This window comes from Pedobacter sp. AC212, from assembly GCF_979258625.1.
In genome coordinates, this window is record NZ_OZ409870.1 from 3,709,410 (window position 1) to 3,723,770 (window position 14,361).

Here is a 14,361-nt window from a genome sequence, read left to right on the forward strand (position 1 = left end):
AATTTTAGTTGACCTCGAACAAAGCTTTTGAACCTTCCATATCCGCGGTAGCCAACTTTCGCTGGAGCAATAGTTTTCCTGCATCCAGGTTGAAACTTCGCAGAAAACTGAGCTTATCGCTTGTATCCAGGTAAATGCGGTCAATGGCATCCAGCCGTTCGGCATCATTCATCCGGAGCGAATTTGCGGTAATGATCATGGTGAGCTCATCGAGATTATCCAGGCTCCGGGAAAATAGCCCACTGTAGAGTTTGGACAGATAATCCAGTTCTGCAACAGTAAAAAGGCCGGATGCATTAAAATTCCTGAATGCCCTTTTATATTCTGAGACGATATCTTTCTGGGCAGTGATGATATCTACCACGCGCCTGTATTTTCTAACCTCGGGACTCACGGCCATCAAGCCATCCAGGAATGTTTCATGAATGGAAAAATTTCCCTGGGAAATATTCCTGACCGCATTGTATCCGCTCGAGATGACCGTATATCCTTTTTTCATATCCGAAAGAATATTTTTAAGCTGGCTTAGCTTTTCAACGTTCAGCAGTAATTGCTGCACCTCAGTGGACTGGGCCATGGATCTCCCTGAAAATGAAAATGCCAGGACAAAGAAGAAAACCCAGGATTTAATTTGACTTATTTTCATGACATACCTCCATTTCTTTTAAAGTTTTAAGCTCATTGTTTCTTTCTCCGGCGAGAGATTTTGCGGCGCCCAAGAATTGCAGCGCAAAGATTTTTTTGCTCTGCATGGACCGGTAAATTCGGTCAACCCTCAGGATCCGTTCCTCGTCGCCCATTTCAATCTTGCCCGAAGTGATAACCAAAAGGAGTTCCTCCATATCGTTCATGCACTCTGATAACAGGTCCTTTTTTACCAGATCTATATAACCCATACTTTCGATTGCCAGTCCATCTACATCATCCAGTCGGGAAAACGCTTTACCAATGAGGAGCTGCATGGCCAGGATCTCTGCGATCCTCACGTCTTTTCTCACCGCCGGGCTGACCATTTTGAGTGAAGAAAAAAAAGTACTGTGCAAATCAAACTCTCCCCTGGTTGCACCCTTGATAAAGGTCAACCCTGAACTTCCGATTTCATATCCTTTTTTTAGGTAACCTGCGTAAAGTTTTAGTGCCGCTAACTGCTCGATGAGATACCTCTTTTGCGTCTTTTTTTGTGAGAACCACTCTGACCAGGTCTGCGCCTGGGTATGTTCTGCTACTGCAAGCAGTGATATGCAAACAATAGCCATGCGAATTTGTCTAATCCACCCCATATAACTCCTTTAGTTTGGCTACCTCATCCACTGAGTTAGCGCGCTTAATACTCAGGGTTATATTTCCTGAATTAAACTTTTTCAGGTCCGCATAATTCTCCTCCATTTTATCCGCCGCGGCACCGATAATTTCCAGCCGCCTGGCATCACTCATCTGGGTTTTAAATGAGTTGACCACCAGGAGCACCTGATCGAGGTTCTCTACGCTTTCTTCTAAAATACCGAGATAAACTTTTTGCATCTGGTCAACTTCTTCCACACTGAAGTGCTTATCCTTTTGAAATAACCCTATAGCCCATTTATATTCATCAACAATGGCAATCTGTTTGACTGTTAACTCTTTCACCCGTTTATAATAGGTAATGGCAGATTTCACTTTCCAGAGGGAGCTATAATATTCAGAATACAGATCCTTTTGCTTTTCGGTCCAATCAGCAATTTCGGTCAGCTTAAGTTTGGAAAGCTGATTTTCAAGGACTTTCTGGGCATTTTGTAGCCAGATCGTTTCGTTCTGCAGGCGCTGCACTTTTAGATCCACTGCACGGATAACCTTCTTCACACCGGCCTTGATCACTTCCAGTACTGCAATCTGAGCAGTGGCCCCTTTAGGCAGGCCCACACAAATGGTCATTGCGCTTACCGGGAGTATTACCATATAATTTTTCATAATCTTTTTCATTTTTCTGCCCAGGCAACCGATTATTTTAAATTGATTGGCTAAGGCGTTTCGGATTTTTGCGGTACATGGCCTTGTACCTGAATGATGAGATCTCATATTTTTGATGTTTTTATAATTGATGTTATTGTTTGGTATATTTTCTTTTACCGATGAGGATAAATCCCGAATCGGGATAGATCATAATGAGTTTACCTTTTCTGGTCTCGCTCATCATTTTTGTAGCCTCATCATAGATCGCATGCCATTCTTCCAGCTCATGCTGACGTTTTCCCACTTTACTGTTCCGGATCAGATTGAATCCCGTTTTTCGATGGATCAAAAAATTGTTGCCATCCGCTGGTTCTACTATTAGGGTATCATCGGCTTTACTCAATTCCCCTGTTGCCGAATTGGTGTAGAGGCCAGGCAGGAATTCCCGGACGGAATCCCGATGACAGGCAGTGCAGGCTATAGCCATCACGCCCAGTAGCATTTTTGAATAGTTTTTCATATGATTGGATTTTAGTTTACCACTGTATTGTTTTTAATATCGTTTGCCAGGGAAATTATCCCTTTCCGGATGCTGCCCAACCGGGCTGCATAAGCCTGCACCAGCATTTTTTCTTTTTCCTCAGTCGTGTAGGCGAGATATTCTTCGATCGATACTTCCGTCCGGTACACCTGGCTATGCTGACCGCCAAGGGAAATAAATACCTCTTTATAGTTTTTGCCCGGATCATTGGCGCGGTTCATCGAAAGGATCTGGGACTTCTCTTTTTCGGTGAGGCCCAAAAGCTGCTGGATATCGTCGAACTTATTCTGATACTTGCTTTGATCCAGCAGAATCTTGCATTCCGAATTATTGATAATCGCCTGTTTCACTATGGGAGAAGAAATGATATCTTCTACTTCCTGGGTCACCACCACAGCCTCTCCGAAGAATTTACGAACAGTCTTAAACAGGTATTTGATGTATTCCGCCATGCCTTCCTTGGCAATGGCTTTCCAGCATTCTTCGATAAGTATCATCTTGCGGACCCCTTTTAGTTTTCTCATCTTGGAGATAAATACCTCCATAATAATCAAGGTTACCGCAGGAAAAAGTATCGGGTGGTCCTTAATGGCATCGAGCTCAAAAACAATAAATCGCTGAGACAATAAATCCAGCTGCGAGGAGGCATTGAGCAGATAATCAAACTCCCCTCCCCTGTAATAGGGCTTGAGTACGTAAAGAAATCCCTTGATGTCGAAATACTGCTCACCTACCCCGTTTTCCTCCAGCACTACAAGGTATTCACCCGATAAAAAATCGTAAAAGGAATTGAAGCATGGGAAAATATCCGGATAGGATTCCAGATGTTTAAAATATAAGGTCAGTCCGTTGGAGAAACCAACATATTCTGAGCGGCTGAAGGTTTCCCCTTCTTTTTTGGATAGCGCCAGAAGCAAGGTTTTGATGCTTTCCTTTTTTTCGGTATCCAGCACATCTCCATCAGCGAGATGAAAAGGGTTGAATGCAATCGGGCTGGTCTCCGAATAGCTGAAGTAGTAGCCCCCAACCAGATCGCAAAGTCCCTTGTAACTGTGTCCCACATCCACCAGCAAAACATGGGTCCCCTGCTCAAAATAACTTCTGACCATATGGTTGGTGAAAAATGATTTACCGGAGCCTGAGGGACCAAGAATAAACTTGTTGCGATTAGTGGTATATCCCATGCGCATCGGCTCGTCCGAAATATCCACGTGCACCGGCCTGCCGGAAAGCCGCTCGCCTAAACGAATTCCAAACTCGGACCTGGAGTCCCGGTTATGGCTTTCCATGTTGAAAAAACAGGTGGCCTGCTCCAAAAAGGTATCAAAGGTCTCGTTCATGGGAAAGTTGGCTTCGTTGCCCGGAAGGCCGGCAAACCAAATCTGTGCCTGCCCGTCGGTCTCGCGCTTAGCGGAGGCATCGATGGATGCCATGGCCGATCCAACCTTGTTTTTAATATCCTTTAGCGAAGCTGCATCAGCGGACCAGGCCATGATATTGACGTGGGATTTGATTGGAATTCTGCCAAGGGCAACCGCTTCATTGAGAAAATCATTCACAGAATCCCTGGCATTCGCGTTTTCGCGGGAATAGGAAGAAAGTGAATGCAGCCTAAGTTTTTTCGCTTCGAGCCTTTTGATGGTCTGTTGCACCTCACCCATAAATACATACTGATTCAGGATGTGGTTACAGTCGAGTAACTGGCCAAGGGGTGTAGCGAAACCGGTGCTGAATTTGGATTTGTCGGTAGAATAAGGTTCATAATTTATACGGCTCCCGCAAAATGAAGGAAGATCCTCCACATCAGAAAGGGTATAGATTTCCATGTGTTTCTCCCCTACTCTGATTTCGTCCTTCAGATGGATGTCGCGGATAACCGGCATATCCCTTTCTCCCAGCAGGAAGCAGTAGCGCTCGAGGATTCCGGCAGCATTGGCTGTTCCACAGATTGCATCATCATCCTGGCGCATTAGCGATACGAAGCCTGAATCGCTAAGGATTCTTTCAAACTGGCCCGCCTTATCTATAAAATCTGAAAGTGTGGAGGGGTTTAAGGTTTGTGGAGGGACAAGGCTACCGCGAAAGAGACCGGAGGTTGCCGAAGTAGCGGATTTCCCGGCAGCAGATTTCTTTGTTAAAAAAACGTAACAGCTATGTTCCACAAAGGGCCTCTCGTTGAAGAAGCGCTCACTGGAACAGGAGAGAAAATCTCTGCCTTCTTTCCCGAAATCTGCCTTAAAGTTTTCCTGCAGAAACCAGTCCTGTTTATGCAGGATGCTGCCAGCCGGCAACACTTTGATTGCCTTTACCCAGGCCTGGTGATAGGCCTCATAATTCCGGTCAGAAAGGGAGAAAATCTCCGGCAATACCAGTTTGTAAGCCAGGGTAATGTCTCCGCTAAAAGAGAGGATACAGCCTTGTTCCACTTTATAAATCGGGAGTATGTTTATGGCTTCTTTCATTTTTTTACTTTTAGGTTCTGATAATCAATATTGGAATACTTCAGGCCCGTAAAGAGTCTTCGCGAGGAAAAGCGGATGTAGCTGGGCAGCCCTTTTTTAGATAAATACTTCATCAGCCCGTGCTCCCCAAACCTGTGACTGAGCCGAAAGGTGACCATGAACAATGTAGTTCCAAGGATTAGAATCAGCGGTACCACAATGAGTAAACTCAAGCCTGAAATGTATAGAATGGCAAAGGATAATAACAGTAGTACCAATCCAATAGCGAGATAGGCGATGTACTGCGCTTTGAGTCCCTTGAAGACAATTGGCCGGGAAACGCCCTTATTGATTTGATAGATAGCTGCCATAATTATTCTTTTTTCTGTTATTGATTTTATATGTGTTCAATAGCTCGCTTGGCCCGGTTATATTCCAAAAAATGATTTGAGTACGGTGGCGACAACGACCAAAAAAATACAACTGCCGAACCAGGCCGCGGCGACCTTATTGGTATCTGAATCTCCGGCGTTCCATTTATTAAAGACTTTTATAGCCCCGATAATACCCACAACTGCACCGATGGCATACATTAGATCACAGCCGGTATCGAAATAGCTTTTAACTTTATTGGTTGCTTCCTGAATCCCAGCATTTCCGTCCTGCGCAAAACAGGCTATAGTGAATATGAAATTCGCTAACAGCAAACACCAGCAGTGTAGTCGGAATTTTGAAAAGTTCTTGGCCTTAGCTTTATTTAATAAATCTTGCATCTTGAAAAATATTAGGTTAATAAATGTCCTTAGTTCCATAGGTTTTCAATTTCCTCTGAAGAAATAGCAAATGGTGCATGTTCCCTGATGAATGTATTGATGTGGCTGATATTGGGATTTGAGCCGATTCTACCATATTTATGGCTGATCATTTTGGCGAGGTCTATGAAATCCATTTTGTTGCCATCCTCTGTGGCAAGCACTTCAAAAACTTCCTTCAGTTCCTGAAGGACATCTGGAACAAGGCCAATCTTATCGGATTCTTCGCGTTCATCAATATGCTCACCGCTATTATTACCTGCAAAACTGAGGGCACCCATTTCTACTATCTCCAGTCCCTCGGGAAGCTTGGAGAGTCCCATCATACTAGTTTCGTGATGGGTGGAACGATCGTTTTTTACCGGAATCTGCTGATTTGATGCGGAAAGATTGTCAACTCGTTTTCCGGAAAAAAACAGAAGAAATTCTCTGCGGTAGGCCGTGAGTAGGATTGTTACATACCATAACAGGCTAAATATTGCCGAGGCAATCAGGAACTGAGTCCAGGTGAAGTGTTGCAACATAAGGTTTAAATTTTTGGCGAGGCACCATTGCCTGCCGCTGTGATACAAAATTTCAAAAAGCCGAAATTTTTGTTTCAGGATAACCCGGGTTATCCCTAATGATTTATTTATAAATCATGATTTAATAGCCGTAGCGGCTCTTTTGGTCATCCGGAATCCAGGCATCACTGTCTTCAATCCTTTTGGAAACCAGTTGTTGCATTTCATCTAGGAACCTGGTCTTGCTCATTGATTTGCGCCTCTTGATATCAGAGAAACGTTTAAAATATGTCGAGAGGTTAATCTGGAAAGCCTGGGAAAAAGCATCCATAAGCTCTATGAGCGTTGCCTTACCATCATTCACCTGGCGGGTCTCATAAATCCCATACACCAGTTCGACCACGTTGATACTTTCCCCTGTCCACTTGAGGTTTTTCTGCCCGGTTTTCGGCAACTCCCCTTCTGGTATGCTTCTGTGTAAAATCTCAGCTTGCAAGTAAACCAGCAGCTCCTCATAAGCGATAAATTTGGAGAAGAGGTAGTCGGCAATGGTTGAAAACGAAGGGTCTACATCAGGTACTTCTGCAAAGCCCGGTACCGTTGCATTTTGATGACGAACAAAATATTTATCATCCAGGTCAGTTGCTTTCAGGCGGTAGTACTGGTAAAGAAATTCGTTCTGTCGAAAGAATCTGTCAACGAACGATATTTGCGACAGAAGATGTACTGTTTGGCTTTTTTTTCCAAAAACCGGCATACTATTTTCTATGGCATAGCGCTCGGTAACAAATACCAGCATGGCATAGATCCTTGGTTTCCCGGTTTTAAAGAACCAGATTTCTTCCTGCTGATGCTCAAACCCGGATTTTGCCAAGGCAATCTTCAGCTCAGCGAGAGCAGTCTGAACCACGGCGAGTCCACTTCGCAACTTTTCAAGTGGGTTTTCAATAGCGCTGGTTTCCCTGATTTCTTCCTGCAATATCTCATAGAGTTTTTCTGATAGTTTCGTTAAGGTCATAACAATGGGATTTAAGTTTAAAATTGCGAGGAGCGCTAAAACAGAAAGGGCCTGGAAACAAAAAAAACGGGCAGTAAAACAAATGCCAGATTTTTACGTTAAACAATTGTATCCATTTCCGACAGGACAATATTAGTCTGATTAAAGCTGCGAAGGTTTGATTTCGATCACAATCGACAGCGTATGAACATTTTAGAGAATGAAGAGGCCGATTTACTTGAAACTTTAGGCTTCATTGTGCCACTCCCTGCCCCTATGCAGGAGCGGGTTAACCGGGAGATTCTCACCGAAAAATTCCATCGAAAACAATTGCTTTTAAAACCCGGCGAAACTGCCAGGCGACTTTACTTTATCAGGAGCGGATTTTTGCGCGCTTATTTCATTGATGAACAGGGAAAGGAATGTACAACGTGGTTTATGCGAAAGGGCGATCTGATGATTTCTGTTTACAGCTTTTTCACTCAAAAACCAGCTCATGAGTATATAGAGGTTTTGCAGGACTGTAAATTACAGTCTTTGAGTTGGCATGAACTCAATGCCTATTATGCCGATTTTCCACAGGGAAATTTATTAGGCAGAATCGTTACCCAAAAGTATTATATACTGAGCGAGGAACGATCGATTTTCCTGCGTAGCCAGACCCCGGAAACCAGGCTAAATCAGCTGCTGGAGAGATATCCCGATATCGAGCAGCAAACGACCTTAACCAATATCGCCAGTTACCTTGGAATGACCCGGGAAACATTGAGCAGGATACGTTCCAAAAAAGCAAGGTTGTGCGTTCAATCACAAAATACAGCAAATCAGAAACCAGTTTTTCACTAAATCGATCTCAAGATGAACTCAAAATTTAAACCAATCGCACTCCTCATCCTGCTAGTCATTGCCTGCAAAAAAGAACCAATAGGAAATGCTGAAACCCAAAATAAAGTTCCCGAAAAAAGTAACCTGACATTAAATGATGCCAAAGCTCTTATAGCTAATACCCCAATGGACAGTTCAACGTTCCTACAAGAAACAAGATTAAATTGGGACTCAGCTTATAATAGAGGTAGCAACTGGGTCGTTCGACTCAAAGGCCAACCTATTTATCAGCGATATGCACAGGGCTACCGGGAATTGACCATCAGCAGAAATAAACAAAACCAGATCATTGAAGCCAGAATCCTGGAAATCATCCCAGACGCCATCTATCTGCAAAAAAAAGGCAAAAGCGAAGCGGAAACCTTTACAGGCAGGGTCTTTGAATACGACCTGAACTATAAATTAAAGGGCGGCAGATTGTATAGTGGCGGCAAGCCAGTTGGTGAAATCAAGCAACTGTCAAAGGAAGAAGAAATCCAGAATGTCAACAATTCATTAAATAAAGTAAAATCTTTAAATGGCATCCAAGGGAAAATTATGCTGGCCATGGTGGAATCCTGTATCTGGGTACAAAGCAGTTATGTTGATGCAGAGGGGGATTTTACAGTACATTCCGAAAGACAGTGCAGTTATAGTTTCTCAGGTGACAGCATGCCAAGTATGTACGATGGGATTGGCGGCGGAAATTCCGATTATTCAGGAGGTGGCGGCGGTGGGGGTGGTGGTTCCTCTCCAAGCACTCCATCTGCACCTCCCCCATCAAATCTGCCTGGCGAAAACAACAACAAAGTTGATCCAAAAAAAATGATGGATTGTTTTTCTCAAATCTCTGATCCAAACGCTGCTTTTGTTGTGCGTGTCTACGTAGTAGAACCCCAACCAGGAACCTCATTTAATGTTGGCGCTAATAGTTTTGGCCATGTCGCCATCTCCCTAAGCAAAACAAGCGGAAACACTACAATCACACAGACGGTTGGTTTTTACCCGACTGGGTCAGGGTTGGATAAGTTAAGTTCGCAGTCTCAAGTGAAAGATAATGGCGATATTCATTATGATATTAGTACTACCTACTATTTAGATGGTGGACGTTTTCAAAAGGTGATAGACTATATTAGTAACCCACCTACTAACTATCATTTCACTGACTTTAACTGTTCAGCTTTCGTTTACGGAGCAGGTCAGGCTGGAGGAATCCCTATTCCCGACCCAACAGCACAAATTGGAATTTCCGGACCTGGAGGAGCAGGTTATGCAAAAACTCCAGCAGGAATGGCAAGCGCTTTGCGGGAGCAAAAGGCAAACAATCCAAATCGAGACATTAATGAAGCTGGTGGTAATATCCCAGCAAGTAAAGGACCTTGTAATTAAATCGGAAGATGAGAAAAAAACCAAAGACATGGCTGATAGTAGCCATTTCAATTATTGCTTTCAGTAACATACCTCCAGTCAACTATTTTCTACAGGAAAGTTATTCTTATCAAAACAAAGATGGAAGTTTCACCTATACTGAAGAACCGGGGAAAGGTCTTGATTTTGAAGTAGGTAAAGTAAGGTGGTCTAGATTTAAACAACAGAACCCAAACAACCCAAATAAAACTTTACTCAGGACTTTTGGTTTTAAACCTTGGAGATTTTGGGAGTGGTTAACCATGCTAAAACATTGGGAGAGGTATTCGTTAGATATTGCCGAGTAGACAAAATTATGTTTTAGCCAATATACTTTCACACAAAAATAAAGCGAATGGCTTTGAATAACTTAAATTAGCTATAATTTTTCTAAACCTCAGGCGAAGTTTTGTATAAAAAAATAATTTTGCCTTGAAAAGGATTTGCATTTAAAAGTTGATGAGTTTCCAACCGACGAAATATTACTAAAACAAAATTCGAGATTTTTATTTGACGGATTACAATACCTTAAGTACTAAAGACTTAAAAACCAAGATAAAAAAAGATTTCCCATTCAAGCATTTACAAAATATTTCGATATTATTCTGTCTTTAACTGTTGCAGAGGTTTATAGATCTTCGAATGATGAGAAAACTGATCGAGACGCTGCCTACAAAATGGCACAGCTTTAGAATATTTTAGTGGTTCTTTTACAGATTATTCCCAAAATCAATCTCCTTATGTGAACGAGAAATTATTTAGAGATAGCATTATACTCCTAAATTTCTTCAAAATCTACGGTATTGTTTTTAAGTTGAAGAGATCTGGATTGGAGTGAAATTAATCCAGATATTTTGACTCAATGATAAAAACTAGCCGATCCCGAAGAGCAATGCGGTTTATGAATGCATTATACATCCATTTCACTAACAAGAAATTAATCGACCTACTTTATTTAGACTCTTTAAAAGAATATTTTGAAAAAATTATCATTGTACAAGGGCTATGGTTAAATTACTAGTTGAATAATAAAAAATTAAATTATTTGACGCAGCATGGGGTTGTGGTAATTTTATAATTATAAACTATAAAGTAATAAAGCATCTAGAGATGGAAATAAGTAAGTAAATAACTTCTTTGATCAATCAACTCTAAATATATATACATACATTTTCAAATTTGAAAAATTAGGCCGCTAAAGTCCTGTAGGCACCAGATTCTCACTCCGAAAGGTGATAGTAGAGGACAAATATTCACCGGCGGAGCTATCTGTTTTGGATGGCCGTTGGCGGGAACTGTGACTAGTCCTAAAATAAGTGTCAACTTATTTCAGGACTGGTCACAGCTTAAAAAAAAGCGCGGTCGATTGACCGCGCCTTGATTTCTGCATTTGCAGGTTGAAGGCTTGATTAGCTCCCTGCTTCCTTGGCTACAAATGCGCTACTTGCAAGCGTGCTCAGTTGCGTTTTCAAGTTTGCGATGAAATCATCAAAGGATAGTCCAGTCGAGCGGATCCTGTCTTGCGGGATGTGTTCTCTGAATTCGATGAGTTTACCACTCTCGGGCGCCATTTCCAGGATCCGATTTTCTTTGATGAGCTGCTCAAACTCTGCGCTCAGATCATCGTTGATGTATATATCCTTATAAAGTTGGTCAAAGGAGATGTCATCGACTTTCACCTCTACCCTGTTTTTGTAGTCCGCTACGTTAACGGTGATCACGGCATATTTTTCAGGGTTTCTGGCGCAACATTCCACCTGCCTTTTGCTCAAGGCCACGATCCCCTCGCTATCCCAGCGAGATTTGACTTCGATAAAGTAAATCGGCTGAGTGCCTCGGTAAATAATGAAATCCTGCCCGTTTTGCTGCTCTTTGGTTTGCAGCTTTTCGTCCTTGGTGGAATCCACCAATGCGATGGTGTCTTTCAGGGATTCATCGATTTGCTCCTGGATCATATCTTGAATGCGTATACCAATTTCCTTGATGTAATCCAGGTGCTGATCGTGACGGTGCTTTTCTTTGAGTTTTTCCTTTCCGGCGTCGACTAGACCCTGGAGGTCTTCGATGAGGGCAAGTTCGCCCAAAAGGTTGATCTTTTCTTCATCCTCGGAAAGGATGTTGAACAGACTCGTCCGAGTGTTCTTGTCCCGAAATTTGTGCATCAGTATCTCCTCTTTCACCCGATCGATATTCGGTAGCCAGCTGCCCCAGGTAGGAGGGTTAATGGAAATATTTTTGATTAATTCGAGTACAGTTGGTAAAGTTTCCACCTGAACGGGCATGAAAACTTTATTTGGGTGGAGGGTGCGCTCCATTTCCTTGCCGAGCTGTAATCCGCTCAAGGTATCCTTATGCTGCAAGAAGTCATTAAACGGGCTCAGTGCAAGAACTTCTCGACTTTCAATACAGGTGATATGGTGATACTGATCCTTGAACACTTCGTCAGCGATGGCATCGATCTTAAGTTCAGACTGGGATTTGAGCGTGAATTTTTGATTTGGGAAACAGGCGAGTTTGTCCAACAAATCGTGTTTTAATTGCGTATTTGGATTGATGAGCTTAATGAGCTCCAATAATTTTTCGGTTTTTGCTTCGATAAGCGGGGCATCGGCAGCTTGGAGCCTGCGGATATATAGCCGGCAAGAAATTGGTATCGACCGTTGGGGCTCCGATAAATTCCTGATGAAAGTCCAGTTCGAATTCAGCTTTAAAAAATGCCGTTAGCGCGCCGTTTATCGGTGTGGTCCCGTTCAGTCCAATAAAAAAACACAAATAATGGCTCAGATTGAAAAACCTGCAATCATCGGTGGCGAAGGTTTCATTGGATTTGGAAAGTTTTTCGGTCAACTCGGTGCAGGATTTATTGAACTCATCCCGAAAATCTACCCGGTTGTAAGACTTTAAATTGCTGATGAAGCCATAGTCTTCCAGCACATAGCGTTCACTGATGTTCGCGTTTAAAGCATCGACCACCTGAATAAGGTACGGCTCTTTTTCCTCCCAGCGCACCAGCTCGGAAAAGGTCTTTAGCTTGTGGTGCATATTGGGAATTAGCGGAAATTCGTTGAGCAGTTCAACATCGTTTTCGATGCACCTGATCATTTCCAGGTAATCCTGCTGTTCTTGGATCTGTTTATAGTTTGCTGCAGTCGATTCGGAAAGGCAGGCGAAAATCTCTTTTAGCCCTAAGATGGACAGTTCCGAAACCTCAGCCGCTCGCCAGTTGCAAGCGATCTTCGATAAAAACAGGTAGTCTTCAAAGGCTGGCAAGGGTTTGAATTGGCTGAAACATTATAAAAAGAGCGCAACAGCTCTGCCGGTAAGGCAAGTACCTCTTCATCAAAAAACGTGATCGCCCCTATCGCGGTAGTCGCCGCGCCGACGGCAATTCGCTCCAGTGGCCGCAACTTTTCGATGTAGTCTTTTTTCAGGGCAACCTCAAATTCATCTTCATTGGCCACAAACTCGATATTCAGTGCGCTTAGAAAATCCAGCGACTCATCGCTTAAGATTTTGCTTATAATAAGGACATATGCTTTTTCGAGCAGGTTTTTGTTGCCGGTGACATCAGCAACGAGTTCATCGTTCTTGGCCACAAGATGCAGATAATCCCGTTCTCTGTTGGGCCTGAATTCCTGGGCATGGATCAAAAAGTTGAGTCCGTTACCGGAAGTCTCCATTAGGGTGTGTATTTCGGTGAAAGTGACCCCTCTTTTTCGGGCCAAACTGGCCACCAATTTGATTACCGGATGATGCACATCTAAGTTCCTTTCCCTCTGAACAAATATACACTTCGGATCCAAATCCATTTTCCTCAGGACTTTTCGGTTTAATCTATCTTACTGCCAGATTTATCCTCAATTCAGACCTTTCTAGCGATCAAAATCCATTCGCAGGTACTGGAACGCGCAAAAAAACGCCATACCCCCTTCAAAACAGCGAAGTGACCGTAATCCATCCCGAATAGTAGATATGCTCCCAGGAGCCTTTATTTTATCCAGAAATTGAAAAATTATTCCCGGAAGCCAGTTGCGAAAAAAGCTGATCAAAAGATCAGAACGGCCAGTTTTCCCCGAAACAGGTGGTCACTTTAAAGCGAAATAGGGTGACAGTTTAAATGCGGAACGGCTGGCCATTTTTGCCGAAATGCCCAAATACCCTTTCTGAGCGGATAATCATGTAATGTAACAACCAGAGGCTTGCCGAGTCTTCGAGATACGGATCTTTGCCTTCCATGAGGTATGCTCCAAAACGATTGGTTGTATCGTCTTCAGAGATAATGTTAAATGCCCGTAACCAGAATTTGATCGCGGTAGTCATGTTTTTACCTACTCCGAGCTACACCACGCTTTCATCACTAGAGAAGGAACGCGACGCTTCGAGGTGTTCGTAGCCTTTTTTTAACCAGAACTGTCTGCAAACGAAGGTTTCGTGACCACTAAAACTTACTTTCATGGATATATGCTGGATCAAGCGCCAAAACCTTAAGCTTAGGTGATTGATGGTTATTAAAATTATATAGTTGGTGTAATTTCCGCAAAAATCACAAAATTCTCAGCAATTCGGTGGATTATTTACTAACATTTTGAGCATCAAAATAGCTACTGCATGCGCCTATGGCGTATTCAGCACTGATTGTGAATAAGTTGTATAAATAATTTAGCGAAGAACACACAGCTGTCGTGCCCTCTTTTAACAAACCGTTTCCATTAGTGAGTGTTAGGTTAGAAAATTTCCACCGTTTCAAAAATAAATATTTTTGTAGGTCAGCTGGCAAGGCTAGTATTGTATCAAAACCGCAATTTAATTTTATTCTGCTACAGATTAACTCTTTTTTTAGCACTTGCAGAAAATCTATTAATATCTG

General features: G+C 42.7%; 16 protein-coding genes and 1 pseudogene. 4 read left to right on the plus strand and 13 right to left on the minus strand.

Features of this window, described 5'->3' with window-relative positions; translation table 11 throughout:
• Nucleotides 1–4 precede the first annotated feature (4 nt).
• The 9 genes from ACZZZC_RS15800 to ACZZZC_RS15840 form a co-directional block, all read right to left on the minus strand.
• Nucleotides 5–646, minus strand: a complete 642-nt coding sequence (locus ACZZZC_RS15800) for a TerB family tellurite resistance protein (RefSeq protein WP_463483028.1) — start codon at nt 644–646, stop codon at nt 5–7.
• A complete protein-coding gene (locus tag ACZZZC_RS15805; protein WP_463487637.1) occupies nt 627–1,280 on the minus strand; it encodes a hypothetical protein in 654 nt (217 codons plus the stop codon). Before ACZZZC_RS15805 ends, ACZZZC_RS15800 begins: the two co-directional genes overlap by 20 nt.
• Nucleotides 1,267–1,959, minus strand: a complete 693-nt coding sequence (locus ACZZZC_RS15810; protein WP_463487638.1) for a conjugal transfer protein TraI — start codon at nt 1,957–1,959, stop codon at nt 1,267–1,269. Before ACZZZC_RS15810 ends, ACZZZC_RS15805 begins: the two co-directional genes overlap by 14 nt.
• Nucleotides 1,960–2,080: 121 nt before the next feature.
• Entirely contained in the window at nt 2,081–2,449 is a 369-nt protein-coding gene (locus tag ACZZZC_RS15815) for a hypothetical protein (protein WP_463487639.1), read from the minus strand.
• 11 nt (nt 2,450–2,460) lie between these two features.
• The gene (locus ACZZZC_RS15820) at nt 2,461–4,932 is read right to left on the minus strand and encodes a TraG family conjugative transposon ATPase (RefSeq protein WP_463487640.1); all 2,472 of its coding nucleotides are present in this window, start codon (nt 4,930–4,932) and stop codon (nt 2,461–2,463) included.
• A complete protein-coding gene (locus ACZZZC_RS15825) occupies nt 4,929–5,282 on the minus strand; it encodes a DUF4133 domain-containing protein (RefSeq protein ID WP_463487641.1) in 354 nt (117 codons plus the stop codon). The genes ACZZZC_RS15820 and ACZZZC_RS15825 overlap by 4 nt, the downstream gene beginning before the upstream one ends.
• Before the next feature lie 57 nt (nt 5,283–5,339).
• Nucleotides 5,340–5,684, minus strand: a complete 345-nt coding sequence (locus ACZZZC_RS15830) for a DUF4134 domain-containing protein (protein WP_463483034.1) — start codon at nt 5,682–5,684, stop codon at nt 5,340–5,342.
• A 29-nt stretch (nt 5,685–5,713) separates the two neighbouring features.
• The gene (locus ACZZZC_RS15835; protein WP_463487642.1) at nt 5,714–6,247 is read right to left on the minus strand and encodes a hypothetical protein; all 534 of its coding nucleotides are present in this window, start codon (nt 6,245–6,247) and stop codon (nt 5,714–5,716) included.
• A 121-nt stretch (nt 6,248–6,368) separates the two neighbouring features.
• On the minus strand, nt 6,369–7,244 hold the full coding sequence (locus ACZZZC_RS15840) for an RteC domain-containing protein (RefSeq protein WP_463487643.1): 876 nt from the start codon (nt 7,242–7,244) through the stop codon (nt 6,369–6,371).
• A gap of 183 nt (nt 7,245–7,427) precedes the next feature.
• Between ACZZZC_RS15840 and ACZZZC_RS15845 the strand changes: the two genes are divergently transcribed.
• The 4 genes from ACZZZC_RS15845 to ACZZZC_RS15860 all read left to right on the plus strand — a co-directional run bounded on the left by ACZZZC_RS15845 (nt 7,428) and on the right by ACZZZC_RS15860 (nt 10,622).
• Nucleotides 7,428–8,069 carry a Crp/Fnr family transcriptional regulator gene (locus ACZZZC_RS15845; RefSeq protein WP_463483037.1) on the plus strand — a complete coding sequence of 214 codons (642 nt, stop codon included), beginning with the start codon at nt 7,428–7,430 and terminating at the stop codon, nt 8,067–8,069.
• Between the two features lie 12 nt (nt 8,070–8,081).
• On the plus strand, nt 8,082–9,476 hold the full coding sequence (locus tag ACZZZC_RS15850) for a hypothetical protein (RefSeq protein ID WP_463483038.1): 1,395 nt from the start codon (nt 8,082–8,084) through the stop codon (nt 9,474–9,476).
• Nucleotides 9,477–9,484: 8 nt separating this feature from the next.
• The gene (locus tag ACZZZC_RS15855) at nt 9,485–9,802 is read left to right on the plus strand and encodes a hypothetical protein (protein WP_463483039.1); all 318 of its coding nucleotides are present in this window, start codon (nt 9,485–9,487) and stop codon (nt 9,800–9,802) included.
• 727 nt (nt 9,803–10,529) lie between these two features.
• Nucleotides 10,530–10,622, plus strand: coding sequence for a DNA methyltransferase (locus ACZZZC_RS15860; RefSeq protein WP_463486277.1), 93 nt, complete (start codon nt 10,530–10,532; stop codon nt 10,620–10,622).
• A 281-nt stretch (nt 10,623–10,903) separates the two neighbouring features.
• Here the strand turns inward: ACZZZC_RS15860 and ACZZZC_RS15865 are convergent, their stop codons facing one another.
• From ACZZZC_RS15865 to ACZZZC_RS15880, 4 genes and pseudogenes are all read right to left on the minus strand, one after another.
• Complete coding sequence (locus ACZZZC_RS15865; protein ID WP_463487644.1) at nt 10,904–12,067, minus strand: protein NO VEIN domain-containing protein; 1,164 nt, start codon at nt 12,065–12,067, stop codon at nt 10,904–10,906.
• Complete coding sequence (locus ACZZZC_RS15870) at nt 12,054–12,764, minus strand: hypothetical protein (RefSeq protein ID WP_463483042.1); 711 nt, start codon at nt 12,762–12,764, stop codon at nt 12,054–12,056. Before ACZZZC_RS15870 ends, ACZZZC_RS15865 begins: the two co-directional genes overlap by 14 nt.
• Entirely contained in the window at nt 12,680–13,303 is a 624-nt protein-coding gene (locus ACZZZC_RS15875) for a hypothetical protein (RefSeq protein ID WP_463483043.1), read from the minus strand. Before ACZZZC_RS15875 ends, ACZZZC_RS15870 begins: the two co-directional genes overlap by 85 nt.
• A gap of 304 nt (nt 13,304–13,607) precedes the next feature.
• Nucleotides 13,608–13,949, minus strand: a pseudogene (locus tag ACZZZC_RS15880) (DUF4007 family protein).
• Between the last annotated feature and the right edge of the window lie 412 nt (nt 13,950–14,361).